Origin of the sequence: Nonomuraea turcica (genome assembly GCF_030718205.1) — a bacterium.
Classification (GTDB): Bacteria; Actinomycetota; Actinomycetes; order Streptosporangiales; family Streptosporangiaceae; genus Nonomuraea.
This window is the reverse complement of record NZ_JAUZQF010000007.1, coordinates 425,288-449,966: the sequence shown is the minus strand read 5'-3', so window position 1 is coordinate 449,966 and position 24,679 is coordinate 425,288. Positions and strand designations below refer to the sequence as shown.

The following is a 24,679-nucleotide window of genomic DNA, read 5'->3' as shown; positions in this document are numbered from 1 at the left end:
TGATGAGGCGCAACTCGTTTGAGTACAAACGAAACCCCCCTTTTCTCTCTGCACCGGCAGGTGACTTCAGTGGACTCTTCAACGACGGCCGCGAGCAGCGTGGCCCAGGACCCACCCGCAGCGGGCAGGCTCAAGCCCAACGCGCTCGGCGTGCTCGGCATCTTGTTCTTCGTCCTCTCCGCGCAGGCCCCGCTGACCGGCATCGCCGGTGCGTTGCCCATCGCCGTGGCACTGGGCAACGGCCCCGCCGCTCCCGCCGCATACCTCGGAGCGGGACTGATCATCCTGCTGTTCTCGGTCGGCTTCGTGGCCATGGGCCGGCACGTCGTCGGCGCCGGGGCCTTCTACGTCTACATCGGCAAGGGACTCGGCCGGACGGCGGGCACCGCCAGCGCCGCGGTCGCGCTGTTCGCCTACTGCACCATCCAGGCCGCCATGTACGGCCTGTACGGCGCCATCGTCTCCGGCCTCGTCGCCCAGTACACCGGCCTGAACGCCCCCTGGTGGGTCTGGTCCCTGGTCACGATCGCCGTGGTGCAGGCGCTCGGGCAGGCCGGCATCGAGATCGGCGCCAGGGTGCTGGCGGTGCTGGTGCTCGCGGAGTTCAGCATCCTGCTCGCCTTCGCCCTGGTCAGCCTGGTCAAGGGAGGCGGTGCCGAAGGGCTCGGCGTCGTCGAGACGTTCTCGCCGGCCGCCGTCCTCGCGGGCGCGCCGGGCGTGGCGCTGATGTTCGCCGTGGCGTCGCTGTTCGGCTTCGAGGCCACCGCCATCTACGGCGAGGAGGCGCGCGACGCCAAGCGCACCGTCCCGAGGGCCACCTATCTGGCGGTGGCCGTGGTCAGCGCCTTCTTCGTGCTCACCTCCTGGATGCTGATCAGTTCGTACGGCCCCTCGAAGGCGGTCGAGGCGGCGGGCAAGGCCCTGGAGTCCGGCGACTCGGCCGGTTTCGTCTTCGCCCCCGTGGTGGCGGCATTCGGCGGCTGGGCCGGCGAGGTGTTGCCGGTTCTCCTGGCCACGTCGCTGTTCGCGGGCCTGCTCGCCTTCCACAACTCCGCCAACCGCTACCTGTACTCGCTCGGCCGCGAAGCGGTGCTCCCGCGCAGGCTCGGCTCTCTCAACCGGCGCCACTCGCCGTCCGTGGCGGGCTGGGTGCAGACCACGATCGCGGTGCTCCTGGTCCTGCCGTTCGCCGCCACCGGGCAGGATCCGGTGCTCACCCTCTTCTCCTGGTTCAGCGGCGTGGCGGTGCTGGCCATGATGGTGATGTACCTGCTCACCTCCGTCTCGGTGGTGGCGTTCTTCCGGCGGGAACGGCTGGACCCGCGGCCGTGGAACACGCTGGTCGCACCGGTCCTCGGAGCGCTCGGCATCGCGGCCGCCATCTGGCTCATCCTCGCCAACTTCCCCACCCTCATCGGCGGCTCGGCGACCACGGCGGTGTGGCTGGCCTGCGCCGTACCGGTCGTCTTCCTCCTCGGGTTGCTCGCCGCCAGACGCGTACGAAAGGAAGCTCATTGATCCCCGATGTCGGGCGCGAGGACTGGGCCGCTCGCGCCGAGCGACTGACCCTGCCCTCCCACCACCACATCGACGGCGCCGGCGAGCCCGGCGGGGGCGCGACCTTCAAGGTCGTGTCCCCCCGGGACGGGCGGATCCTGGGCGAGGTCGCCGACGCCGGGCAGGCCGAGGTGGACCTCGCCGTCGCCGCCGCGCGCCACGCCTTCGACCACGGCCCGTGGCCGCGCCTGGCGCCGGCCGACCGCGGCCGCGCGCTGCTCCGGTTCGCCGACCTGATCGAGGAGCACCGCGCGGACCTGGCGCTGACCATCAGCCTGGAGATGGGCAAACCCGTCAAGGACGCGTACGAGATCGAGCTGCGTGCCGCCATCTCCACCTTCCGCTGGTACGGCCAGCTCGCCGGCAAGCTCACCGACGAATCCCCGCATACCGCGCCCGACGCCCTGGCACTGGTCACCCGTGAGCCCGCCGGTGTGGTGGGCGCGGTCGTGCCGTGGAACTTCCCGCTCACCATCGCGTCGTGGAAGGTCGCCCCCGCCCTGGCGGCCGGCTGCACGGTCGTGCTCAAACCCTCGGAGCACTCGCCGCTGTCAGCGCTCGCGCTGGCGCGGCTGGCCACCGAGGCCGGCCTTCCGCCCGGCGTGCTCAACGTCGTCACCGGCGACGGCCCGGCCGCCGGACGGGCTCTCGGGCTGCACCCGGACGTGGACGTCCTCGCCTTCACCGGCTCCACCGCCGTCGGCCGCCACTTCCTGCGCTACTCCGCCGACTCCAACCTCAAGCGCGTCTGGCTGGAGCTCGGCGGGAAATCGCCGAACATCATCCTGCCCGACGCCCCCGACCTCGACCGGGCCGCGGCCACCGCCGCCTGGGGGATCTTCTTCAACCAGGGCGAAATGTGCACCGCGCCCTCCCGCCTGCTCGTCCACTCCTCCATCGCCGGCCGCGTGACCGAGGCCATCGTCGCCCGGGCCCGCGACCTGCGCATCGGCGACCCGCTCGACCCCGGGACCGAGATGGGCCCCCTCGTCCGCGAGGCCCACGTGGAACGGGTGCTCGACCACGTACAGTCCGGAGTCGCGGCGGGCGCCCGGCTGCTGACCGGCGGATCACGCACCTTGACCGGCACGGGCGGCAGCTACCTGGAGCCCACCGTGTTCGACCGGGTCACCCCCGGCATGCGACTGGCCCGCGAGGAGATCTTCGGGCCTGTCCTGTCCGTGCTGACCTTTGACGATGTGGACGAGGCGGTCGAGCTCGCCAACGCCACCGACTACGGCTTGGCGGCCGGTTTGTGGACCGCCGACCTGTCCACCGCCCACAAGGTGTCCCGCGCCCTGCGCGCCGGAACGGTCTGGGTGAACTGCTACGAGGAGGGCGACCTGACCGTGCCGTTCGGCGGCATGAAGCAGTCGGGCAACGGCCGGGACAAATCAGCCCACGCCTTGGAGAAGTACACCGAGCTCAAGACCACCTGGATCCAGCTGTGAGACCGCTGATCGCCATTCCCGCCCGCTTCTCCGCATCGGCCTCGGCGCTGCGCCACCGCGCGGAGGTGAACGCCCGCGCGCTGGTCGAGGCCGTATGGCGCGCAGGAGGCGAACCCGTCTCACTGCACCCGCACGCCCCCGGAGGCGTCAGCGATCCGGTGGAGGTCGCCGGCCGCCTGGCCCGCTTCGACGCCGTCCTGCTTCCCGGCGGCGGCGACCTCGCCCCGCACCGGTACGGCGACCTTGCCGCGCACGAGAGCGTCTACGACGTGGACGACGAGCAGGATGGCTTCGACCTGGAGGTGGCCCGCCAGGCCCTGGCCGCCGGTGTGCCGGTCCTGGCCGTCTGCCGTGGCCTCCATGTGGTCAACACGGTGCTGGGCGGGACCCTGGAGCAGGACATGGGCGGTACGGACCTGGAGCACCGCCACGTGCTGCACCCCGTCGCGGTGCTGACGGGATCGCTCCTGGAGCGGACGACCGGAGCGCAGAAGGTGAACGCGTCCTGCTACCACCACCAGCGCGTATCGCGGGTCGGCGAAGGGCTGGTCGTCACGGCCGAGGCGGCGGACGGGACGATCGAAGCGCTCGAAGCCCCTGGCCTGGCCTCCTGGTTCGTCGCCGTGCAGTGGCATCCCGAGGACAACGCGCACGAGGAGAGCGCCCAGCAGTCGATCTTCGACGCCTTCGTCGGTGCGGCCCGATCCTGACCGTCATCCCTTCTCAGCCTGCTGGCGGCGGCGTCCGCTGCGCCGGGGGGCCGGCTCGGCGCCGTCGAGCAGCGCGATCCTGCGCTCCTCACCCTGCTCCTCCACCTGCAGCACGACCTGGCGCAGCCCGCTGGCCAAGGCCCGGCAGGCGTCGTCGTCGAGCCGGGCGGTGACGAAGCTCTCCTCGGCGTTGAAGTCGGGGAAGACGCGCCGCATGAGCTCCTCGCCCGCGTCGGTGAGGCTGAGCAGCAGGAGTCTGCCGTCGGAGGGATGCTCGGCGCGCTTGACCAGGCCCCGCGACTCCAGCGTGCGGATGACCCCGGTCAGCGTGCCCTTGGAGATACCGGCCTCCTCGGCCACGTGACGGCTCTCCGACTCGCCCCAGATCCAGATCACCCAGAGCACCACGAACGCGGTCCAGGTCAGGTCGCTGCTCCTCAGGACCGCGTTCTCCAGATGCTGGCGGACGGCCGCGGCGGCGCGGTAGATGTTGGCCACCACCGCCATGCGCTCGTGGCTGATCGGCGTGCCGCCGAGCTTCGCCTCGACCAGCTTCTCCGCCTCGGTGATGGACCGTTGCCCGGGCACGCGGCCCTCCCTACGCCATGAAAACGAAAGTCGTTCGGATCCAAAGTATACGTGCGGGATCCCCGTCGAGAGCCTAAATCGCGAACGGCAGGCTGAAGGGCCTCATGCCGGGCATTGAGGCATCGTTTGGGTCCGTACGATATGCCGCCGATCGGTGATACGCAAGTCTTGACTTATCGTTTGGACCCGAACATTCTATGGATCCCATAGCGGACGACGTGGGCGAAACGAGCCCCTGGTGCTTCGGCCGTCCGCTCGTGAGGAGTCCGCATGGCAAGCAATGCAGTCAGTCGGCGGCAAGTGATGCGGGTGGCGGCGGCCGGAGCCGTTGGTGCCACCCTGCAGGTGAGCCCGGCCCATGCCGGGCAGGAAAGGGAATCCGGCCGTGACGGGGCGGCGGACCTGGTGCTGCACGGCGGCCGGATCATGACCATGACCGCGGACGGCGCCGTCGCCCAGGCCATCGCGATCAAGGGCGGCGTGGTGGTCCAGGTCGGTGACGACGCGTCCGTCCGGCGCCTCATCGGGCGGCGTACGGAGGTGGTCGCCCTGCGCGGGCGGACGGTCCTCCCGGGGATCAACGACGCGCACCTGCACGGCCTGCGCACGGGGCTGGCCCTGCCGCCGTACAACGTCGACGTCAGCGAGTCCGCGGTGCGCTCCATCGCGGACGTCGCCCAGAAGGTCGCGGCGGCCGTCGCGCAGGCGGGCGCCGGCGCCTGGATCCGCGGCAAGGGCTGGAACGAGACCGCGTTCGCCGAAGGAAGGCCGCCCACCCGAAAGGATCTCGATCCGGTGTCGCCGGGGAATCCCGTCGCGCTGCTGGACTGGTCCAACCATCAACTCTGGGTGAACAGCAAGGCCCTGGAACTGTCCGGCATCGACAGGAACACGCCCGAGCCCAGCGGCGGCGTCATCGTCAAGGACGCGGACGGGGAACCCACCGGAGTGCTCCGCGAGACCGCCATGGCGCTGGTGAACGCGCACATTCCCGCGTTCACCGAGCAGGAGCAGGCCGATGCCATCGACAAGAACATCGCGCTGCTGCTGAGCCACGGCATCACCAGCTACACCGAACCCGGCATCGGCACGGTCGCACAGCGGCTCTACGCGGACAAAGCGCGCTCCGGCGTCCTGCGCATGCGGGTCACCGCGCTGCTCAGCCGTGCCAACGACACGTATCCAGTGTCCGCGGCCCAGGTGGGGGAGATCCTGGCGGCCTACCGCCCGCTTCGCGACGTCGATCCGCGCTGGTTCGCCGTCGCCGGGGTGAAACTCCGGGCCGACGGCGTGCCGATCGCCAGCCGCACGGCGTGGATGCGCGAGCCGTACACCGGAGGCGGGCGAGGCAGTCTGGTCACCGTCGGCTCGACCGACGAGGAGAGGGTCGCCGAGCTCACCGCCATGATCGCCCTCGTGCACCGGGCCGGCCTGCAGCTCGGCACCCACGCCACCGGGGACGCCGCCATCGACGCGGTGGCCACGGCGTACGCGGCGGCGATACGGTCGCGGCGGCACGGCGATCCGCGGCACTACGTCATCCACGGCGACTTCGCCTGGCCGGAGACCCTCCGCTCGCTCGCGGAGCACGGGTGCGGCGTCAGCCTCAACCCGAACATCAAGCAGCTGATCGCCGACACCCAGCCCGGCGTCGTGGGTGACGCCAGAGCCGCCTACCAGACGCCGTACCGCTCGGCGCTGCGCGCCGGAGTGCGGGTGACCAGCGCGTCGGACTCGCCGAACGTGACACCGGACTGGCGGCAAGGGCTGGAGACCGCACTCCTGCGTGAAGGGCGTTCCGGGACGGTCTCGGGCCCGGACGAGCGCATCGGCCTGTACGAGGCGCTGCGGACCTACACCACGTCGGCGGCCTGGCAGGACCACGCCGAACACTGGAAGGGCTCGCTGCGCCACGGGATGGCAGGCGACCTCTGCGTCCTGGACGGCCACCTGATCGACGAACGCGGCCGGCTCGCGATGGACGCGCACGACATCTCGGCCCTGCCCGTGGCGCTGACGGTGGTGGACGGCGCGGTCGCGTACGACGCCGCCGACGCCTCCGCCCGAGCGGCCGCCGCCGCGGCGCAGGGCGTGGGCTGGGCGAGCCGCCCGAACCCCGCGCACCTGTGCGCCAGTTGCTGACCCCTCCCTGCCTCGAACTCCCCAAAAGGTGATGGACATGCACAACCGATTCGACCGCCGGCGGTTCTTGCAGGGCGGAGCCGCCCTCGCCGCCGCGGGGCTGCTGCCCGCCCAGACGGCGCAGGCGAACGCCTCCCAAGGGGGCGCCGACCTGGTGATCCACAACGCGCGAGTCCTCGTCCTGGACAAGCGATTCCGCATCGCCGAGGCGGTCGCCGTGAAGAACGGCGTCGTGCAGGCGCTCGGGCAAAGCAGGGAGGTGCTCCGGCTCGCCGACAGGCGTACCGAGGTGATCGACGCGGGCGGAGGGACGGTGCTGCCCGGCATCAACGACTCCCACCTGCACCTCGGCGGCTTCGGCCTGGACTTCCCGCCTTTCACCTACGAGGTCGACACCGCGACCGTCGAGGAGCTCGTCGAGGTGGTGCGCGGCGCCGCCCAGGCGGCGGCCACCCCCGACTCGTGGATCCGGGGGCAAGGCTGGAACGACAACCGCCTGCCCCGTCCACCGCGCCGAGCCGACCTCGACCCGGTGTCCGGGAACCACCCGGTGGTCCTGACCGATTTCTCCGGGCACGCGATGGCGGTCAACTCGGTCGTCCTGAGACTGGCCGGGATCACGCGGGACACGGTGCCGCCCGCCGGCGGCGTCATCGAGAAGGACGCGGACGGCGAGCCCACGGGCGTGCTCCGTGAGACCGCACAGGCCCTGGTGAGCCGGCTGATCCCGCCGTTCACCGACGAGGAGATCTCGCAGGGCATCGACACCGGAATCCGCATCCTGCACAGCCTGGGCATCACCAGTATCACCGAGCCCGGCATCGGGCCCGACCGGCTCGCGATGTACGAGAAGAAAGCCCGCGAAGGCGCCCTCGGCGTCCGCCTCACGGCCCTGCTCTCGGCCGGTGTGGAGCCGCGGCTGCTCCGCGAGACGCTCGCCGCCTACCGGCCGCTCCAAGGCGTGGACCCGCGCCGGCTACGGGTCGCGGGCGTCAAGATCTTCGCCGACGGCATCCCGACCGCGGCCAAGACCGCCTGGTTGCACGAGCCCTACCTCGACGGCAGCAACGGGAGCCTGGTCATCGCCGGCTCCACTGTGCAAGAACAGGTGGCGAACCTGCACGAGCTCATCGCCATCGCCCACGCCAAGGGGCTCCAGGTCGGTACACACGCCACCGGGGACGCCACCATCGACGCGGTCGTCGCGGGATACCTGAAGGCGATGGGACGGCGTGGCGGGGACCCGCGCCACTACGTCATCCACGGTGACCTCACCCCCGAGGCGACGCTCCGGACGATGGCCGGGCGCGGCATCGGCGTGAACATGAACGCGACGATCAAGTATCTGCTGGGCCGCACCCTCGATCCCGTCCTCGGCACCGCCCGCACCGACTACCAATGGCCCTATCGCACCGCACTCGACCTCGGCGTCAACGTGACCAGCGCCTCGGACGCGCCGGTGACGTTCCCGACCTGGCTGCAGGGCGTCCAGAGCGCGGTGCTGCGCGAGGGGCGCTTCGGCGGCGTGGCGGGCGAGGCGGAGCGCATCACCGTCCGCCAGGCCCTGGCGACGTACACGCGGACGCCCGCCTGGCAGGATCATGCGGACCGCTGGAAGGGCACGCTCGACGTCGGCAAGGCCGCCGACATCTGCGTGGTCGGCGGCGACGTCCTGGGCGTCGACCCGCACGAGCTGATCAACCTGCCCATCGACGCGACCGTGCTGGGTGGGGAGGTGGTGTACCGGCGCGAGGCATCCGCCGCCGCGTACACCACGGCCGCCTCACGACGGCACGCCCGCGGCACTGCCTGCCTGGAGGGCGGGAACTGCTGCTGCCGGATAGCGCACGCATAGGGACGCGGTTCAGCTCGAGAGCCGTGAACGGATCACGAGCTGAGGGCCTCGGCGATGGAGCGGGCCGCCTCCTCCGCCGACAGGAAGCACCGATGGATCGAGCCGCCGTTGCCGCCGGCGTCTCCGACGGTGTACACGCCGAGCGGGGGCCGCCGGGCCTGGCAGGCGGCGAGCAGGTCGGTCCGCGGGGTGACGCCGTGGGAGACCAGCAGTGGACCGGATGCCGGCAGCCATGTCTCGCGCCCATCGGTGCGGATCAGCAGCCGGTCCGGTTCGATCGCCAGGATCGCGGCCTCTAGCAGGATGCGTACGCTCGCGTTGCCGGTCAGCCGCGACACCGTGAGCATCTTGGCGCGACGACCCACGCCGGGCGCGAGAGACGGCTGCGGGCCGATCAACAGCACGTGTGATCCAGCGGCGGCGAGATGGTCGGCGACGGCCACGCCTTCGCGGTCGGCGCCCCAGACGACGCAACTGCCGGGTGTGTCCTGACCGAGGGCGAGCCAGTCCCGGATGTCGATCACGTGGGGCAGCCGTATGCCGGGGATCTCGGGCCGGTGGCCGGTGCCTCCGGTGGCCAGCACGATGGCGTCCGGGTCATACCGCGCGAGCTCCTCCTCGGTGACGAGGATGCCGGTGCGGACCGGGACGCCGAGCCGGGTCAGCTCGGCGGCGCACCACTGCAGGATGCCGTGATATTCCGGGAATGCGTGGAGGCGGGAGGCGAGAGCGAACTGCCCGCCGACCTGTTGCCCGCGCTCCAGCACCTGCACGCGGTGGCCGTGCTCGGCCAGGCGTCGCGCCGTCTCCAGACCGGCCGGGCCGGCGCCGATCACCAGCACCGATGCCTTGACGGCGGGGGCGCTCGGCATCCCGAGATACTCCAGGCCGGCTTCGGAGTTGACCGAGCAGGGGATGGGCTCACCGGTGCCGAGCTGGTCGATGCAGGAGTTGCAGGCGATGCACGGCCGGTAGGACTCGTTCGCGAGGGCCCGGCGCGGGAAGTCGGGGTCGGCGTGGAGCGTGCGGGCGAGGGAGACGAAGTCGGCCTTGCCGCCGGCCACGATGGCCTCGGCGGTCTCGGGGGTGCTGATCCGGCCGGCGACGCCGACCGGCAGTCCCAACGTGCGGTAGCGCTCGGCGTGCGGAGCGAGCAGGCCACGCTCCCACTCGCCGGGCTGGACGATCCACTGCCCGGCCTCGTAGCAGCCCGCCGAGACGTCGAGGAAGTCCAGCAGGTCCAGGCGGGCGCGGGAGATCAGCTCGAAGGTGCGCTCGGCGGTCAGGCCGCCGTCGAACCCCTCGTGGGCGGACAGCCGCAGGCCGACGGCCAGGTCATGACCCGCCTGCTTGCGGACCGTCTCGACGACCAGGTTGAGGAAGCGGACGGGGTCGGCGAACTCGTCGGTACGCAGGTTGAAGGCGGGGGACAGAAACTGGTGCACCAGGTAGCCGTGCGCCCCGTGGAGGGAGATCACGTCCACGCCCGCCTCACGGCACCGCCGGGCCGCCTGGCCATACGCCTCGACGAGGTCGTACACCTCCTCGGCGGCCAGTTCCCGAGGCATCTCGCCGCCGGCCGGACCACACGGGACAGGGGAAGGGGCGACCGGCTGATAGCCGTTGACGGCGGCCTGGGCGGTGCGGCCGCCGTGGTTCAGCTCCACACCGAGCAGGGCGCCGGCGGCGCGGACGGCGACGGCCAGCCGGGTGATGCCGGGGATACGCGCGTCGTCGTCGACCCCCATCTGCCGCAGCCTGCCCCTGCCGTCCGCTCGGACGTAGCTCGCCTCGGTGAACACCAGGGCCGCGCCGCCACGGGCCCGCCGGACCAGGTACTCGACGTAGCGGTCGGTGACGGTGCCGTCGGTCTGGCAATAGTTGCGTTCATCGGTGCCGCGACGAACCGGTTGCGCAGGCGCAGGCGCCCGATCGTCAAGGGAGAGCCGACGGCCGATGCGCTCCCGGTCATGGTCGTCCTTTCGGCACGGGGTCACCGCCCCACGCGGGAGCGTTCGGCGTCGCGGATGGTGCGGTCGGCGTCCCGCCTGGTGATGAAGCCGTCGCGGAGGTTCCGCTCGGTGACCTGGCGCACCTTGGCCACGTAGTCGCGGTGGCTCGGATACAGCTCGCCGAGGGTGGTCTCGTCGAAGGGGATCCAGGTTCCGCCCTGGCGGCAGGCGCTGGCAGTGGCGTCGGTCAGGCCGAGGTTCCAGCCGGTGTTGCGTTCGGTCGGCGCGTCGACGGCCGCGAGCCTGATACCGCCGCGGACGATCTGGTAGGCGTCCCTGCTCACGGTGGCGGGGCTGGTGGTGACGTCGGTGGTCTCGAGCTTGGGGCCTGCGGGCGGCCGCCGGTTCTCCCGCGCCCAGCGTACGGAGTGGTCGAACATCGCGTTCAGCACGTACTCGTACGGGACGTTGCTGCGCGCCGGGGACACGCATGGTGCGGTGGGCCCGGCCAGCAGGCCGGACACGCCGGCGTCCCGGCGCCGGATCGGGTTGTTGACAAGGTAGGCGTGCCGGTCGGAATGCGAGGCGCCGGCGATCTCCCAGTACGTGTAGCGGTCGCTGTCGGGCTGGCGGCGGGCGGCCTGGTTGGCGAGCACGTCGTACTCACTGGCCGTTTTGAAGACCTTCGTGGTCAGGTCGGTGCGGATCTGGGTGCCGCCGTCCACGACGGTGATCACGTCGTAGACGGGCGCGAGCGGGTGCACCGAGTTGGCGTAGACCGCCAGCCTCGAGGCCGATTGGGACTGACCCGTCGCGATCAGCGTCCTGACCTTCAGGTTGCCGAGGGGACGCGCGCCCCGTGGCTCGGTCAAGGCCTTGGCGGCCTGGCTGAAGACGTCGTAGGCGAGACCGTCGTCGGTGACGGCGCCGCCGGCGGTCAGGTCGAGGCTGCCGTAGCGGGCCGGGTTCCACGCCTTCAGGCCTGTGGGGGAGTGGACGCCATTGCGCTGGGCGCTCACGCCCACCCACGCGTATCCCTCGTCCAGGATGTGGCGGAACGAGCGGGACCACATGACCTCGTAGTCGAAGTTGTTGGTCACGTTGTACCACTCGACGATGGCCGTGCCGTTGAACTTCGCCGGTGAGATCGGCCGGCGGACCACGATGCGCGTCCTGTAGTGGTGACCGCTGTCGACCACCGTGCCGGTGGCCTGGTCGGGTGTGGTGTAGCGGCTGGCCGTGCCGTCGATGAAGTACTCCTCCTCGATATACCCGGCCTTGCCGAGATCCTGGTCGGTGGCGAAGAAGGGGTGGTCGCGGGGCTGGCCGGTGGACGGGATCGGGCCGGTCACGGTGGGAAGGGCGGCAGGTCCGCCGACGTGGGCATTCGCGGGAAGGGCGGGTGTAGTGATCAGCGCGAGGAATAACGCACCGGTCAGGGCGGCGATCGACAGTTTGCTGCGCATGTGCACCTCGAGGCCAGGTCCGCCAGGTGGACCATATGATCCGCTGAGAGGTTTTGAGCGTAACCAGCGCGGCGAACCCAGACAAGCCCTTGCCTTCACGGCGGCTTCCGGGCATGGCTCACCTGCCCACGCGTGGTTCAGGGAATGTCGTCAGCGTGTACGGCTGCTGCCGCGGCGGAACGGCGGCGTGTGTCGACCGCAGGTGCCAGGAAGGCGACGGAGGCGACGAAGGCGAGCACCACCAGCATGGCTGAGCGCAGGCCCCACTGCTCGCCGAGGAAGCCGAGCCCGGGCGGGCCGACGAGGAAGGCGATATAGCCGATCACGGCCACCAGGCTGACACGGGCGGTCTGATCCGGGCCCGATTCTCCCGCGGCCGACAGCGCGACGGGGAAGCCCAGTGAGGCGCCGAGTCCCCAGAACAGAACGGCCGCTCCGGCCAGCACGGCGTTGTCCGAGAAGATCACCAGGATCAGGCCCAGCGCCCCCGAGACGGCGCTGGCCCGCACGACGGTGGTCCGGCCGAAGCGGTCGAGAAAGAACGTGCCGCTGAAGCGGCCGATGGTCATGGCGGCGGCGAACCCGGTGAAGACCAGAGATCCGGACGCGGCGTCCAGGCCGTGTCCGTCCACCATGAGCAGCGGCAGCCAATCGTTGGCGGATCCCTCCGCCAGGGCCATCGCCAGCACGATCACACCGATCAGGAGGAGTTTGCGGTCCTTCCAGACTTTCGGCCGTGGGTGGCCGGCGCCGGCGCCGGCTTGGTCTGGTGCGAGGACTCCGGTGCCTGCGGGGATGGAGCGGATGGCGTAGCAGAAGATCGCGGCCGCGATCAGGGTGACCGCTGCCAGATGCCAGTGCACCGGGAGGCGGGCGGCCGTGGCGGCGATGCCCGCACAGGCGCCGATGACGGTGCCCAGGCTCCAGCAGCCGTGCAGGGTGGGCAGCGTCGTCGTGTCACTGATCCGTTCGACGTCGGCGCCGTCGACGTTGACGGCGACGTCACCCGCCCCCATGCCCGCGCCGAACCCGCAGAGCCCCGCCATGACCAGCGGCGCGGACGAGAGGAGAGTGCCGACGCTGATGACGGCCATGCTCACGATGACCAGCGCGGTTCCCACGCCGATGACGGGCCTGGTCCCGTAACGGGAGACGAGACGTCCGGAGCACAGAATTCCGATCATGGAGCCGAGCGACAGGCCGAACAGCACCCAGCCCATCTGCCCGGTGGACGCCTCCAGCCGGTCGCGGATGTCCGGGGTGCGGGTCACCCACGACGACATCGCGATTCCTGGAAGGAAGAAGAACAGGAACAGCGCTTGCCGGCGCCGGCGCGTGGCGAGGTCCATGTAGACAGGTCTCCGTGGGAGTTCGGATGTCCGGGCAGTTCTGGAGTCCGCGCGATAGGGGAGCGGCGCCCCTCCAGCCGGTCCGCTGGGGAATCGGTGGATCCCGGGGTACGTGGGGATTTGTATCGCCTTTAAGGCTTACGGGGCGTTGGCCATGTGAGCAAAGGGTAGGCCCTGGCCATACGGTCGTGCCGGGCAGGGGGGAGTCCGTTGCGATGTCGCTGGCCGCCCGGGGAGTTTTCTGGACCGGAACGTACGTGGCCGTGGCCGTCGTCCCTCTGGTCTTCGCGCTGCTTGGCGACAGTCCGCCCGGGCGCGGGTTCCTCATCGATTTCTCGGTGGCCCTGGGCTTCGTCGGGCTGTCGATGATGGGACTGCAGTTCGCCCTCGTTGCGCGTTTCCAATCCGCCAACGCGCCATTCGGCGAAGACGCGGTGGTGCAATTCCACCGGCAAATATCCTACGTCGCGACCCTCTTCATTCTGGCTCATCCGGCGCTGCTGCTGATCCAGGACATCAGCCTGATCGCCCTGTTCAATCCGGTGACGGCGCCCTGGCGGGCCCGCTTCGCGGTCATCTCCACCGTCTGCGTGCTGGCCATCATGCTCACCTCCGTCTGGAGGCGGCAGTTCCGCCTGCGCTACGAGGTGTGGCATGGCCTGCACCTGCTGTTGTCCATCGCGTCCGTGCTGTTCGCTCTCACGCACATCGAACTGGTCGGCTACTACGTCGATACGCCGTGGAAGCAGGTGCTGTGGGTGGTCATGACGGCTGCCTTCGCCAGCCTGATCGTTTGGGTGCGCCTCGTCCGCCCGCTTCGCCGCCTCCGGCGGCCATGGGAAGTCGAGAGTGTCACCGCCGGGCGAGGCGCCACCACGACGATCACCTTGCGTCCCATCGGGCACGAGGGCTTCAGATTCGAGCCTGGACAGTTCGGATGGATCACGGTGGGACGCTCTCCCTTCGCCCTCACCCAGCACCCCTTCTCGTTCTCCTCAAGCGCGGAGGCCGACGGCAGGGTGCAGATGAGCATCAAGGCGATCGGCGACTTCACCAACAGCGTGGCGGGACTGCGACCCGGCACCCGGGCCTATGTAGACGGCCCCTACGGCGTCTTCACTCCCGACCGTAACGAGGGCCCGGGCTTCGTACTGATCGCCGGCGGGATCGGCATCGGCCCGATGATGAGCATGCTCCGCACCTTTGCCGACCGCGATGACCAGCGGCCCTGCCGGCTGTTCTATGCCGGCCGCACACTCGAGGACACCCCATTTCTCGAAGAGATCCAGCAGCTGCAACAACGGCTCAACCTCACCCTGGTGCACGTTCTGGAAGACCCGCCGCAGGGCTGGACGGGTGAACGGGGCCGCATCGACCAGGCCTTGCTCCACCGGCACCTCCCCGAACGCTACGCGCGGATGCAGTTCTTCATCTGTGGGCCGCCACCCATGCTCGATGCCATGGAATCCACCCTTGCCGAACTCGGCGTACCGGCGGCGCACATCCACACCGAACGATTCGTCTTCGTCTGATCGGGAGCACGCCGATGCGTCACGTCTACACCACACGCGCGGTCATCCTCATCGGCATCCTGCTCATCGTCGCCTCAGCGGCCTTCGCAGTGGCGAAGAACGTGTAGCGCATCGGCTCCTGAGAGTTCGGCGGATGCGTGGGATCAGACGCGGCTGCGCGCCGTCCACAGCTCGGGGAACACGTACTTCACGGCCCGCTTCTCCAGCCAGGCCACGCCCGCCGAGCCTCCGGTTCCGGTCTTGGCGCCCATCGCGCGCCGGGTCGCCACGAGGTGGTCGTTGCGCCACCGCCACACCAGCTCGCCGACGTCCGTCAGCGCCTCGCCGAGCCGTGCCAGGTCGGCGTCCCAATCGCCGGAGTAGATCTCCGCCCACACCTCCTCGACCTCCGCCGAGGGTTCGTACCGCTGCGACAGATCACGTTCCAGGACGGCCCGCGGTACGGCGTGACCGCGCCGCGCGAGGAACCCCAGCACCTCGTCGTACAGGCTCGGCTGGTGCAGCGCCTTCTCCAGCTCCGCATGGACGCGCGGCGCGCCCCGGTGCGGCACCAGCATGGACGACGACTTCTCGCCGAGCAGGAACTCCATCCGCCGGTACATCGCCGACTGGAAGCCCGAGCCTTCGCCGAGCGCGGCTCGGTAGGCGTTGAACTCGGTGGGGGTGAGCTGTGACAGCGGCCGCCAGGAGGCGTTCAGCGCCTCGAGTTCGCGCACGCTGCGCTTGAGCGCGTCCATCGCGACCGGCAGCCGGTCCTCGCGCAGCGCGCGGCCGGCGGTCTCCCATTCATGGACGATCACGGTGAACCACAACTCCATGACCTGAGTGGTGACCAGGAACACCATCTCTCCGGGGTCGTCGGAGAGGGGGTGCTGGAGGTGGGTGAGGACGTCCGCGCGGACGTAGTCCTCATAGGGGGTTGTGCCCGCGAAGTCGAGGTTCGGGGACTCCGAACCGACACCGGCTTCTCGGGACTCGGGGCGATGCGACATCGCTGTCTCCTTGAGGAGTGCCACCGGGTAGCGGTCCGCTCCCTTCCTCTCGGCACTGGAGCCCCGGTCCCCTCGGGCCCGCCCGTCTCGGTACGGCGTCGAGCCCACCAGGCATGATGCGGGATTGTGTCCCGATATGGCAAGTGCTCCGCCGGCACTAACCCTCTAAACCAGTAGGAAATGTTGACTTATTGGGGATTGCGGCTTAGCGTCGTGAGTATGAGCAAGGGCTTCCTCCTGACCAGGCGCCCCCACGTGGATTACGGCCACGTCGCCAGCGCGCAGTGTCGTTGATCACGGACCCGTAGCCGCCGAATCCCACCCTCTCGCTCCCGGCGTGGCCGACGCCGTCCACGCCCGTCATCCGTCTCCGCGTCCGGACAGCCGCCGAGGCGCCGCGTGAGCATGCCTACTCCCGTGAGGAACTCTCTCGTGATCATTTCATCAGTGACATCCGGCCACCCCGACAGGACGGGGGCGCTCGCATGACCGACACTCTCCCTGACCGCGCCGTCGCGGCCGACCAGTACCGGCAGGCGCTCGCCGTCCATGCCAGCGGCGTCGTGGTCATCACCGCGCAGCACGACGGCATTCCCGTCGGACTCACCGCCACGTCCTTCTCCTCGGTCAGCCTCGAACCGCCCCTGGTGTCCTTCTATGTGGATCGTTCCTCCACCACCTGGCCGCGGCTCGGCGCCGCCGACCACTTCGCGGTCAACATCCTGGCCAGTGACCAGGCCGAGCTGGCGGCCCGGTTCGCCCGCAAGAGCATCGACCGGTTCGCCGCCCCCACCCTCTGGCGGCCCGGACCGCTGGGCGCGCCGCTGCTGCAGGACGTCTCCGCTCACCTGATCTGCCTGCCCTATGAGAGAGCCGAGGTCGGCGACCACCTCCTGGTGGTCGGCCTGGTGGCCGAGGTGGACGTGCAGCGCCCCGGCCGCCCGCTCCTCTACCACCAGGGCCGCTTCGGTCGCTTCCTGGCCCACCCTGACTCCTGACCCCCGGAGGACCCGTGTCCATCACCACGCAGACGCCGGTCTACGCGACCCCCGTCGACCACGCCGCCTACGGCCACTACGGCCCGGGCCGCCTGCACCTCTCGCCCGGCTGGAACCGCCCCCTCTACCCGTTCCAGGGGCGGATCACCGCCGACGGTTCCAGCGGATTCCGCGCTGAGCCCGGCCGCTACCACCTCTACGTCGCCTGGGTCTGCCCGTACGCACACCGCGCCGCGATCGTCCGCAAGCTCAAGGGCCTGGAGGATGTGGTCTCGCTGTCGTACGTGGACGACGAGCGCGACGGCCGTGGCTGGGCGTTCAGAGAGCGCCGGGGCCCAGACCCGGTCAACGGCTTCACCCTGCTGGAGCAGGCCTACGAGGCGACCGAGGAAGGGTACGGCGGCCACATCTCCGTTCCCGTGCTGTGGGACCGGCAGAGCCGCCGGATCGTCAGCAACAATTTCCCCGACATCACGATCGACCTGGCCACCCGGTTCGAGCAGTGGGCCGACCCGTCGCTCGACCTGTACCCCGATGCGCTGCGCCCGGAGATCAACAAGCTGAACGGCTGGATCTACTACGACATCAACGCCGGCGTCTCACGCGTGGCCCGCGCCGCCACCGAGGACGATCGCGAGCAGGAGCGCCACCGGGTCGTCGCCGCGCTGGAACGGCTGGACGAACGCCTGGCCGAGCAGCGCTTCCTGACCGGGGACACGATCACCGAGGCGGATGTGCGGCTCTGGGTGACGCTGGCCAGGTTCGACCGCGAGTACAACCGCGGCCACCTGATCAGCGAGCGTGAGCTGACCGATTTCGCCTACCTCTGGCCGTACGCCCGCGACCTCTACCAGCGCCCGGCCTTCCGGGAGACGACCGAGAGCCTGCCCGCCGCCTGGGACGCCCCGCACGGGCGGGGCCGATGACGCGCAAGCAGGTCCACCTGGCGGCCCACTTCCCGGGCGTGAACAACACCACCGTCTGGGCCGACCCCCGCTCCGGCAGCCAGATCGATTTCGCCTCGTTCGTTCACCTGGCGAAGACGGCCGAGCGGGGCAAGCTCGACTTCTTCTTCCTCGCCGAGGGGCTGCGGCTGCGCGAGCTCAAGGGCCGCATCCACGATCTCGACGTGGTGGGCCGGCCCGAGTCGCTCACCGTGCTCAGCGCTCTGGCCGCGGTGACGGATCGGCTCGGCCTCGCCGGGACCGTGAACGCCACCTTCAACGAGCCGTACGAACTGGCCCGGCGCCTGTCCACGCTCGACCATCTGAGCGAGGGGCGGGCCGCGTGGAACGTGGTGACCACCTCCGACGCGTTCACCGGTGAGAACTTCCGCCGCGGCGGCTTCCTCGACCGCGCCCGGCGCTATGAGCGGGCGGCCGAGTTCGTGCGCCTGGCGCGGGAGCTGTGGGACTCCTGGCAGCCGGACGCGATCGTCGCGGATCCGGCGGCGGGCCGGTTCGTACGGGATGGCGGCATCGGGACGGTCGAGCACCGGGGCGCCCACTTCTCGATCGAGGGCCGGTTCACGCTGCCCCGAAGCCCGCAGGGCCACCCGGTCATCATCCAGGCGGGCGACTCCGAACAGGGCCGCGAGTTCGCCGCCGCCCATGCCGACGTGATCTTCACGCCGCACGGCCGGCTGGAGGAAGGCAAGCGCTTCTATGCCGACGTCAAGCGCCGCCTGGCCAGGTACGGGCGCGAACAGCACCAGCTCAAGATCATGCCCGGGGTGACGTTCGCGCTGGGCGACACCGAGGAGGAGGCCACGGAGAACGCCGCCCGCATCCGCCGCCAGCAGGTCGGGCCGCAGACCGCGATCGCGTTCCTGGAGCAGGTGTGGGGGCGTGACATGTCGGCCTACGACCCGGAGGGTCCGCTGCCGGAGGTCGAGCCCGACCTGTCGGAGGGCGTCTCCCAGGGCCGGGTGCCGATCAAGGACCGCGCCGCCGTGGCCGCCAAGTGGCGGGCCCTGGCCGAGGAGAAGGGGCTGTCGATCCGTGAGCTGGTCATCGAGGTGACCGGGCGGCAGACGTTCATCGGCACCCCCGAGAGCGTGGCCCGGCAGATCGACGAGCACGTGCAGGCGGAGGCCGCCGACGGGTTCATCCTCGTGCCCCATCTGACGCCGGGCGGGCTGGACGAGTTCGTGGACAGCGTGGTGCCGCTGCTGCAGGAACGGGGCGCCTTCCGGGCCGGCTACACCGGCTCCACCCTTCGAGAGCACCTGGAGCTGGCATGACGTTGCACCTGGCCGTGGCGCTGGACGGCGCGGGCTGGCACCCCGCCGCCTGGCGCGAGACGCCGGCGGACATCTTCTCGGCCCGCTACTGGGCGGGACTCGTGGCCGAGGCCGAGCGTGGGCTGCTTGACTTCGTCACCATCGAGGACGCCCTGGGATTGCAGTCCACCCCTTCCGACGGCGACGACGACCGTACTGATCAGGTGCGGGGGCGGTTCGACGCGGTGCTGCTCGCGGCCCGGCTGGCCCCGTTCACCAACGGGATCGGGCTGGTGCCGACGGCCACCACCACGCACACCGAGCCGTTCCACGTGGCCATCGGCATCGCCACGCTCGACCACGTCAGCGGCGGCCGGGCCGGGTGGCGGGCCCAGATCTCCCCGCGGGCCTCGGAGGCGAGGCATTTCGGCCGCCGGGAGTTCCCGCCGCTCGACCGGTTACTGAACCGGCCGGGCGGCGTGGATCTGTCCGCCGACCCGCACGTGCGCGACCTGTTCGCCGAGGCCGCGGACGCGGTGGAGGTGGCGCGGCGGCTCTGGGACAGCTGGGAGGACGACGCCGAGATCCGCGACGTGTCCACCGGCCGGTTCATCGACCGGGACAAGCTCCACTCCATCGACTTCGCCGGCCGGTTCTTCTCGGTGAAGGGGCCGTCGATCACGCCGCGGTCGCCGCAGGGCCGACCGGTGGTGACCGCGCTGGCGCACGCGCGGCTGCCGTACGAGTTCGCCGCGAGCAGCGCCGACCTCGTGTATGTGACGCCGCACTCGGCCGAGCAGGCCCGCGCGATCGTCGAGGAGGTCAGAGAGCTGTCCGGCGAGCTGAAGATCTTCGCTGATCTCGTCGTCTTCCTGGGCGACGACGCGGCCGGGCGCAAGGCCCGGCTCGACGAACTGGACGGGGCCGAGCTCGTCTCCGACGCCGCGATCTTCACCGGGACCGCCGCCGAGCTGGCGGACGTGCTGCTGGAGTGGCGGCGGGCCGGGATCCAGGGGTTCCGGCTGCGCCCAGGGGCGGTGCCGTACGACCTGGAGCAGATCGCCCGGGGACTGACCGCCGAGTTGCGCGGGCGCGCGGCGTTCCGGCACGCGTACGAGGCCGCCACGCTGCGCGGGCTGCTCGGCCTGCCGCGTCCCGCCGGCCGCTACGCGGAGGTGTCATGAAATTCCTGCTCATTACGTTGATCGTGCATAACGACGACCGATCACCCACCGAACGCTTCCGCGAGGTCGTCGACAACGCGGTGCTGGCCGAGGAGCTCGGCTTCGACGGGTTCGGCGTGGGGGAGCGGCACGAGCGGCCGTTCATCTCCTCCTCGCCGCCGGTGGTGCTCAGCCACATCGCGGCCAGGACGTCCAGGATCCGGCTGTTCACCGCGGTGACCACGCTGAGCCTGCTGGACCCGGTGCGGGCCTACGAGGACTACGCCACGCTCGACCACCTGTCCGGGGGCCGGCTCGAGCTGATCATCGGCAAGGGCAACGGCGCGGCGCAGGCCAAGCTCTTCCACGTCACGGCCGAGGACCAATGGGAGCGCAACCGGGAGTCGTACGAGCTGTTCCGCCGCCTGTGGCGGGAGGACAAGGTCACCTGGGAGGGCACGTTCCGCCCGTCTCTCACCGAGGCCGAGACCTGGCCGCGGCCGCTGCAACGCCCGATCCGCGTCTGGCACGGCAGCGCCACCAGCAAGGAGTCGGTGGACCTGGCCGCCAAGTATGGCGATCCGCTGTTCTCCGCCAACGTCACCAACCCCATCGACCCGTACGCCGAGCTGATCGACCACTACCGGGAACGCTGGGCGTACTACGGCCGCGACCCTGCCGACGCGCTCGTGGGGGCGGGCACGGCAGGCTACTACGCCGCCCCAACCTCCCAGGAGGCGATCACCACGTACCGGCCGATCTACGACGCCCGGGTGGAGTTCCAGCGGAAGCTGGGGCTGCCGATCGTGTTCCCGACGCTGGAGGACGCCGTCGAGCGCAGCTCGATCCTGGTCGGCAGCCCGCAGCAGATCATCGACAAGGTGCTGCGCTACCACAAGCGGTTCGGGCACGAGGTCATGCACCTGCACGCCGACGCCGACGGGCTCACCCCGAAGCAGCACCGGGACGCGCTGGAGCTGTTCCAGTCCGAGATCGCGCCCGTCCTGCGGGCAGAGATCCCGAGCCGGGCGTTCCCTGGAGGTGCCTCATGACCGAGCTTGTCGAGGTCATCAATAGAAACAGCACGCTCGTCATGAGACCGACGAAGGAGGTCTCATGACGCTGTCCATCCTGGACCTCGCCCCCATCACCTCGGGGCACACCGCCGCCGACGCCCTCCGCAACACCCTCGACCTCGCCCGGCGGGCCGAGGAGTACGGCTACAGCCGCTACTGGCTCGCCGAGCACCACTTCGCGCCAGGTGTGGCCGGCTCGGCCCCGGCCGTGCTGATCGCCCTGGTGGCGGCGGCCACGTCCACGATCCGGGTCGGATCGGGGGCGGTGCAGCTCGGGCACCAGACGCCGCTGTCGGTGGTCGAGCAGTTCGGCCTCATCGACGCGCTCTACCCGGGCCGCATCGACCTGGGGATAGGCCGCTCGGGGCAGCGCCGCGCCGAGCTCGCCAAGGGCACGACCTTCGAGAAGAAGGATGCCCGCATCGTGGACGGGCTGCTCATCCCGCCGCCGTTCGACTGGTCGCGGCTGGCCAAGCATCCCCATCTCACCCACTATGCGACGCTGCTCCAACAGCCGGGCGCGCAGACGCCGGACTTCGCCGGCCAGATCGACGACGTGCTCGCCTTCCTCAACGGCACCCACGAGGCGCACGCCGTCCCCGGCGAGGGGGCCGACGTGCAGGTGTGGATCCTGGGCAGCAGCGGCGGGCAGAGCGCCCAGGTCGCAGGGGAGCGCGGGCTGCCCTTCGCGGCCAACTACCACGTCAGCCCGTCCAGCGTGCTGGAGGCCGTCGAGGCCTATCGAGAGGCGTTCAAGCCGTCCGAGGCGCTCGCCGAGCCGTATGTGATCGTCTCGGCGGACGCGGTCGTCGCCGAGAGCCAGGCGCGGGCGCGCGACCTCGCCAAGGGGTACGGCTTGTGGGTTCGCAGCATCAGGACCGGCGCGGGTGCGATGCCGTACCCCGCCGCCGAAGAGGCCGACGCGCACGTCTGGACCGACGCCGACCGGGAGCTCGTCAAGGACCGGATCGACACCCAGTTCGTCGGCACGCCCGGCCAGGTGGCCGAGCGGCTGCGCGTCCTGCGCCGCGTGACCGGAGCCGACGAACTGCTCATCACCACCATCACCCACGGACACGACGACCGCGTGCGCTCGTACGAGCTGCTCGCCGAAGCCTGGAACCGCCCGTGAAGCGACTGATCCCCACCCTCCTGCTGGCCCTTGCCGCGTGCGGCGCCCAGCCTGCCGAGATCGCCCAGACCACCACACTGACCTGGGCCATCGAGACGCAGCCGATCACCCTGAACCCGCAGCTGTGGGCGCAGAACAAGGTGCGGCTGCTGGTGTTCAACCAGTTCGACGCGCTGCTGTCGAAGGCCGAGGACGGCACGTTCCGCCCGTGGCTGGCCACGTCGTGGAAGGTGTCGGACGACGGGCTGACCTACACCCTCGACCTGCGCGACGACGTCACCTTCCACGACGGCACGAAGTTCGACGCCGCCGCCGTCAAGGCCAACCTCGACCAGTTCCGCGTGCCCGGCTACAACCCGGCGGTGGCGGGGATCCAGCTCAAGGCCTTCGACAAGGCGGAGGTCGTGGCGCCGTACCAGCTGAAGATCACCCTCAAGGAGCCCGACGGGTTGTTCCTGGACTTCCTCGCCTCGCCCTACGCCGGGCAGATCTCGCCGAAGTCGCTCAAGAGCGCCAAGGACCTCAAGTTCGGCGGACCCGACCTGGTCGGCACCGGGCCGTTCATCCTCGACCGGTACGTCCAGGGCCAAGAGATCCATTACCGCCGCAACCCCGCCTACAACTGGCCGCCCGCCGGAGCCGCGCACCAGGGCCCCGCCCACCTGTCAGAGATCACCTACCGGTTCCTGCCCGAGGCCGCCGTCCGGGTCGGCGCGCTCACCTCCGGCCAGGTGCAGGTCATCGAAGGCGTCCCCGCCACCGAGGTCGCCCTGATCAAGAAGGATCCGACCCTGACCCTGCAGACCTCGCTCAACTCCGGCACCGCCTACTCCTACTACTTCAACACCTCCCACGCCCCCTTCGACGACAAGCGCGTGCGCGAGGCGTTCCGCGAGGCCGTGGACGTCGACGCCGTCCTGAAGTCCGTCTACCAGGGCACCGCCACCCGGGCGTGGAGCATCGTCGGTAACGGGAGCCCCTTCTACGACGCCACGCTGGAGAGCTCCTTCGGTGGCGACGTGGCCAAGGCCAACGGCCTGCTCGACGCGGCAGGGTGGAAGGAGCGCGACGCCGAGGGCTTCCGGGTCAAGGACGGCAAGCGGCTCACGGTCCGCGAGGTCGCCTCCGCGCCCTTCGTCCGGGACCGCCGCGACATCCTCGCCCAGGCCATCCAGGCCCAGGTCAAGCAGAACGCCGGCATCGACTTCCAGGTCAAGATCGTGGACCAGGGCAGCGCCCAGAAGGCCTTGGACGAGAACGCCTACGAGCTCTTCGGCAACTCCCGCGGCGACTCCGACGTCGGTGCCGCGCTCAACCTCATCCTGCCGGCCAAGGGCGCCATCAACCGCACCCGCTTCGCCGACCCGCAGGTGGACAAGTGGCTCGCCGCCGCCTCCGCCAGCTCCGGCCAGGCCGAACGCAAGGAGCTCTACGCCAAGGTCCAGCGCGCGGCCGTGGCGGAGAACGCCATCGTGTTCCCGCTCTACGTGCCCGCCGATCAGGTCGCGGCGCACAAGAGCGTGCAGGGGCTCGGCTTCGACCCCGCGTCGGGCACCCCGGCGAGCGCGTACGACGTGCGGATCGGCACATGATCAAGCGATTGGGCACCGGGCTGGCGGTGCTGTGGGCCGCCGCCACGGCCTCGTACGTGGCGCTGCTGCTGGCCCCGGGCGACACCGTCGACATCCTGGTCGGCGACGGCCCCGACACCCCAGAGATCCGGACCAGGATCGTCGCGGAATGGGGGCTCGACCGGCCGGAGATCGTCCAATACCTGGACTACCTGTGGCGGCTGCTGCACGGCGACCTTGGCCGCTCCTACCAGCTCCAACGCGGCGTCGGCGAGGTCCTCGCCACCCAGATCGGCCCGACCGTCCAGCTCACGCTCGCCGCCGCTGGGACCGGGGTGGCGCTGGCAGGCGTCATCGCGGTCGTCACGGCCGGCAGAGGGCGGTGGTCGCGCGCGGCCGCCTCCGCCGCCGAGCTGGTGTCGGTGTCCGTTCCGCCGTTCCTCATCGGGATCGTGCTGCTGTCGGTGTTCTCGTTCACGCTCGGCTGGTTCCCCGTCTCCGGGGCGCAGGGGCCGCAAGCGCTGGTGCTGCCCGCTCTCGCGCTGGGCCTGCCCATCGCGGGCGTGCTCGGCCAGGTGCTGCGCGGCGGCCTGGAACGGGCGCTGGAGCAGCCGTTCGCGGTGACGGCCCGGGCGCGCGGTCTCACCGAACGCGCCCTGGTCGCCCGGCACGCCCTGCGGCACGCGCTGATCCCGGTCGTGACGCTGGCCGGGTGGTTCACCGGGACGCTGCTGGGCGGCGCGGTGATCACCGAGGTGCTGTTCGGCCGGCCCGGGCTGGGCCAGGTGGCCATGCAGGCCGTGACCGGCCGGGACATGCCCGTCGTCATGGCCGTCGTGCTGCTGGCGGCCGTCGTGTACGTCACCATCAGTACGCTGCTCGACCTGGCCTACCGCGTCATCGACCCCCGGATACGAGGCTGAC

At 70.6% G+C, this 24,679-nt stretch carries 19 protein-coding genes; 14 read left to right on the top strand and 5 right to left on the bottom strand.

Translation table 11 applies throughout. The features are described from left to right. Positions 1-69: 69 nt before the first annotated feature. From Q9G87_RS21125 to Q9G87_RS21115, 3 genes are read left to right on the top strand one after another with little or no spacing between them, the layout of a single operon-like run. Positions 70-1,518, top strand: a complete 1,449-nt coding sequence (locus Q9G87_RS21125) for an APC family permease (RefSeq protein WP_305918133.1) — start codon at positions 70-72, stop codon at positions 1,516-1,518. Then, positions 1,515-3,008, top strand: coding sequence for an aldehyde dehydrogenase (locus tag Q9G87_RS21120; protein ID WP_305918132.1), 1,494 nt, complete (start codon positions 1,515-1,517; stop codon positions 3,006-3,008). Before Q9G87_RS21125 ends, Q9G87_RS21120 begins: the two co-directional genes overlap by 4 nt. After that, positions 3,005-3,718: a gamma-glutamyl-gamma-aminobutyrate hydrolase family protein gene (locus Q9G87_RS21115; protein ID WP_305918131.1), complete on the top strand. Its 714-nt coding sequence runs from the start codon at positions 3,005-3,007 to the stop codon at positions 3,716-3,718. Before Q9G87_RS21120 ends, Q9G87_RS21115 begins: the two co-directional genes overlap by 4 nt. Before the next feature lie 3 nt (positions 3,719-3,721). On the opposite strand, the gene Q9G87_RS21110 is transcribed toward Q9G87_RS21115, so the two are convergent. After that, positions 3,722-4,306: a MarR family winged helix-turn-helix transcriptional regulator gene (locus Q9G87_RS21110; RefSeq protein ID WP_305918130.1), complete on the bottom strand. Its 585-nt coding sequence runs from the start codon at positions 4,304-4,306 to the stop codon at positions 3,722-3,724. 270 nt (positions 4,307-4,576) lie between these two features. Between Q9G87_RS21110 and Q9G87_RS21105 the strand changes: the two genes are divergently transcribed. Together Q9G87_RS21105 and Q9G87_RS21100 are read left to right on the top strand one after the other, a co-directional pair. Further along, positions 4,577-6,448 carry an amidohydrolase gene (locus tag Q9G87_RS21105; RefSeq protein WP_305918129.1) on the top strand — a complete coding sequence of 624 codons (1,872 nt, stop codon included), beginning with the start codon at positions 4,577-4,579 and terminating at the stop codon, positions 6,446-6,448. 37 nt (positions 6,449-6,485) lie between these two features. Further along, positions 6,486-8,303 carry an amidohydrolase gene (locus Q9G87_RS21100; RefSeq protein ID WP_305918128.1) on the top strand — a complete coding sequence of 606 codons (1,818 nt, stop codon included), beginning with the start codon at positions 6,486-6,488 and terminating at the stop codon, positions 8,301-8,303. 32 nt (positions 8,304-8,335) lie between these two features. On the opposite strand, the gene Q9G87_RS21095 is transcribed toward Q9G87_RS21100, so the two are convergent. The 3 genes from Q9G87_RS21095 to Q9G87_RS21085 form a co-directional block, all read right to left on the bottom strand. Then, the gene (locus Q9G87_RS21095) at positions 8,336-10,300 is read right to left on the bottom strand and encodes an FAD-dependent oxidoreductase (protein WP_305918127.1); all 1,965 of its coding nucleotides are present in this window, start codon (positions 10,298-10,300) and stop codon (positions 8,336-8,338) included. Then, entirely contained in the window at positions 10,297-11,721 is a 1,425-nt protein-coding gene (locus tag Q9G87_RS21090; protein ID WP_305918126.1) for an alpha/beta hydrolase domain-containing protein, read from the bottom strand. Before Q9G87_RS21090 ends, Q9G87_RS21095 begins: the two co-directional genes overlap by 4 nt. A gap of 137 nt (positions 11,722-11,858) precedes the next feature. Beyond that, on the bottom strand, positions 11,859-13,070 hold the full coding sequence (locus tag Q9G87_RS21085) for an MFS transporter (protein ID WP_305918125.1): 1,212 nt from the start codon (positions 13,068-13,070) through the stop codon (positions 11,859-11,861). A 215-nt stretch (positions 13,071-13,285) separates the two neighbouring features. Between Q9G87_RS21085 and Q9G87_RS21080 the strand changes: the two genes are divergently transcribed. After that, positions 13,286-14,602: a ferredoxin reductase family protein gene (locus tag Q9G87_RS21080; RefSeq protein WP_305918124.1), complete on the top strand. Its 1,317-nt coding sequence runs from the start codon at positions 13,286-13,288 to the stop codon at positions 14,600-14,602. A gap of 143 nt (positions 14,603-14,745) precedes the next feature. Here the strand turns inward: Q9G87_RS21080 and Q9G87_RS21075 are convergent, their stop codons facing one another. Continuing rightward, positions 14,746-15,594, bottom strand: coding sequence for a tryptophan 2,3-dioxygenase family protein (locus tag Q9G87_RS21075; RefSeq protein ID WP_305918123.1), 849 nt, complete (start codon positions 15,592-15,594; stop codon positions 14,746-14,748). A gap of 485 nt (positions 15,595-16,079) precedes the next feature. Between Q9G87_RS21075 and Q9G87_RS21070 the strand changes: the two genes are divergently transcribed. The 8 genes from Q9G87_RS21070 to Q9G87_RS21035 all read left to right on the top strand — a co-directional run bounded on the left by Q9G87_RS21070 (position 16,080) and on the right by Q9G87_RS21035 (position 24,678). Further along, positions 16,080-16,592 (top strand): flavin reductase family protein, encoded by a 513-nt coding sequence (locus tag Q9G87_RS21070; RefSeq protein WP_305918122.1) that lies wholly within the window; start codon positions 16,080-16,082, stop codon positions 16,590-16,592. Positions 16,593-16,606: 14 nt separating this feature from the next. Continuing rightward, positions 16,607-17,518 (top strand): glutathione S-transferase C-terminal domain-containing protein, encoded by a 912-nt coding sequence (locus Q9G87_RS21065; RefSeq protein WP_305918121.1) that lies wholly within the window; start codon positions 16,607-16,609, stop codon positions 17,516-17,518. Beyond that, positions 17,515-18,834, top strand: a complete 1,320-nt coding sequence (locus Q9G87_RS21060) for an NtaA/DmoA family FMN-dependent monooxygenase (RefSeq protein ID WP_305918120.1) — start codon at positions 17,515-17,517, stop codon at positions 18,832-18,834. Before Q9G87_RS21065 ends, Q9G87_RS21060 begins: the two co-directional genes overlap by 4 nt. Beyond that, on the top strand, positions 18,831-19,997 hold the full coding sequence (locus tag Q9G87_RS21055) for an LLM class flavin-dependent oxidoreductase (protein ID WP_305918119.1): 1,167 nt from the start codon (positions 18,831-18,833) through the stop codon (positions 19,995-19,997). Before Q9G87_RS21060 ends, Q9G87_RS21055 begins: the two co-directional genes overlap by 4 nt. After that, entirely contained in the window at positions 19,994-21,028 is a 1,035-nt protein-coding gene (locus tag Q9G87_RS21050) for an LLM class flavin-dependent oxidoreductase (RefSeq protein WP_305918118.1), read from the top strand. Before Q9G87_RS21055 ends, Q9G87_RS21050 begins: the two co-directional genes overlap by 4 nt. Positions 21,029-21,092: 64 nt before the next feature. Next, positions 21,093-22,184, top strand: a complete 1,092-nt coding sequence (locus Q9G87_RS21045) for an LLM class flavin-dependent oxidoreductase (protein WP_305918117.1) — start codon at positions 21,093-21,095, stop codon at positions 22,182-22,184. Next, a complete protein-coding gene (locus Q9G87_RS21040) occupies positions 22,181-23,776 on the top strand; it encodes an ABC transporter substrate-binding protein (RefSeq protein ID WP_305918116.1) in 1,596 nt (531 codons plus the stop codon). The genes Q9G87_RS21045 and Q9G87_RS21040 overlap by 4 nt, the downstream gene beginning before the upstream one ends. Next, positions 23,773-24,678 carry an ABC transporter permease gene (locus Q9G87_RS21035; RefSeq protein WP_305918115.1) on the top strand — a complete coding sequence of 302 codons (906 nt, stop codon included), beginning with the start codon at positions 23,773-23,775 and terminating at the stop codon, positions 24,676-24,678. The genes Q9G87_RS21040 and Q9G87_RS21035 overlap by 4 nt, the downstream gene beginning before the upstream one ends. Position 24,679: the final 1 nt, after the last annotated feature.

Coding starts and splice junctions, on each gene's coding strand:
- Q9G87_RS21105 (WP_305918129.1), top strand. CDS start 4,577: ATGGCAAGCAATGCAGTCAGTCGGCGGCAAGTGATGCGGGTGGCGGCG.
- Q9G87_RS21100 (WP_305918128.1), top strand. CDS start 6,486: ATGCACAACCGATTCGACCGCCGGCGGTTCTTGCAGGGCGGAGCCGCC.
- Q9G87_RS21090 (WP_305918126.1), bottom strand. CDS start 11,721: ATGCGCAGCAAACTGTCGATCGCCGCCCTGACCGGTGCGTTATTCCTC.
- Q9G87_RS21085 (WP_305918125.1), bottom strand. CDS start 13,070: ATGGACCTCGCCACGCGCCGGCGCCGGCAAGCGCTGTTCCTGTTCTTC.
- Q9G87_RS21080 (WP_305918124.1), top strand. CDS start 13,286: ATGTCGCTGGCCGCCCGGGGAGTTTTCTGGACCGGAACGTACGTGGCC.
- Q9G87_RS21075 (WP_305918123.1), bottom strand. CDS start 15,594: ATGTCGCATCGCCCCGAGTCCCGAGAAGCCGGTGTCGGTTCGGAGTCC.
- Q9G87_RS21070 (WP_305918122.1), top strand. CDS start 16,080: ATGACCGACACTCTCCCTGACCGCGCCGTCGCGGCCGACCAGTACCGG.
- Q9G87_RS21060 (WP_305918120.1), top strand. CDS start 17,515: ATGACGCGCAAGCAGGTCCACCTGGCGGCCCACTTCCCGGGCGTGAAC.
- Q9G87_RS21055 (WP_305918119.1), top strand. CDS start 18,831: ATGACGTTGCACCTGGCCGTGGCGCTGGACGGCGCGGGCTGGCACCCC.
- Q9G87_RS21050 (WP_305918118.1), top strand. CDS start 19,994: ATGAAATTCCTGCTCATTACGTTGATCGTGCATAACGACGACCGATCA.
- Q9G87_RS21045 (WP_305918117.1), top strand. CDS start 21,093: ATGACGCTGTCCATCCTGGACCTCGCCCCCATCACCTCGGGGCACACC.
- Q9G87_RS21035 (WP_305918115.1), top strand. CDS start 23,773: ATGATCAAGCGATTGGGCACCGGGCTGGCGGTGCTGTGGGCCGCCGCC.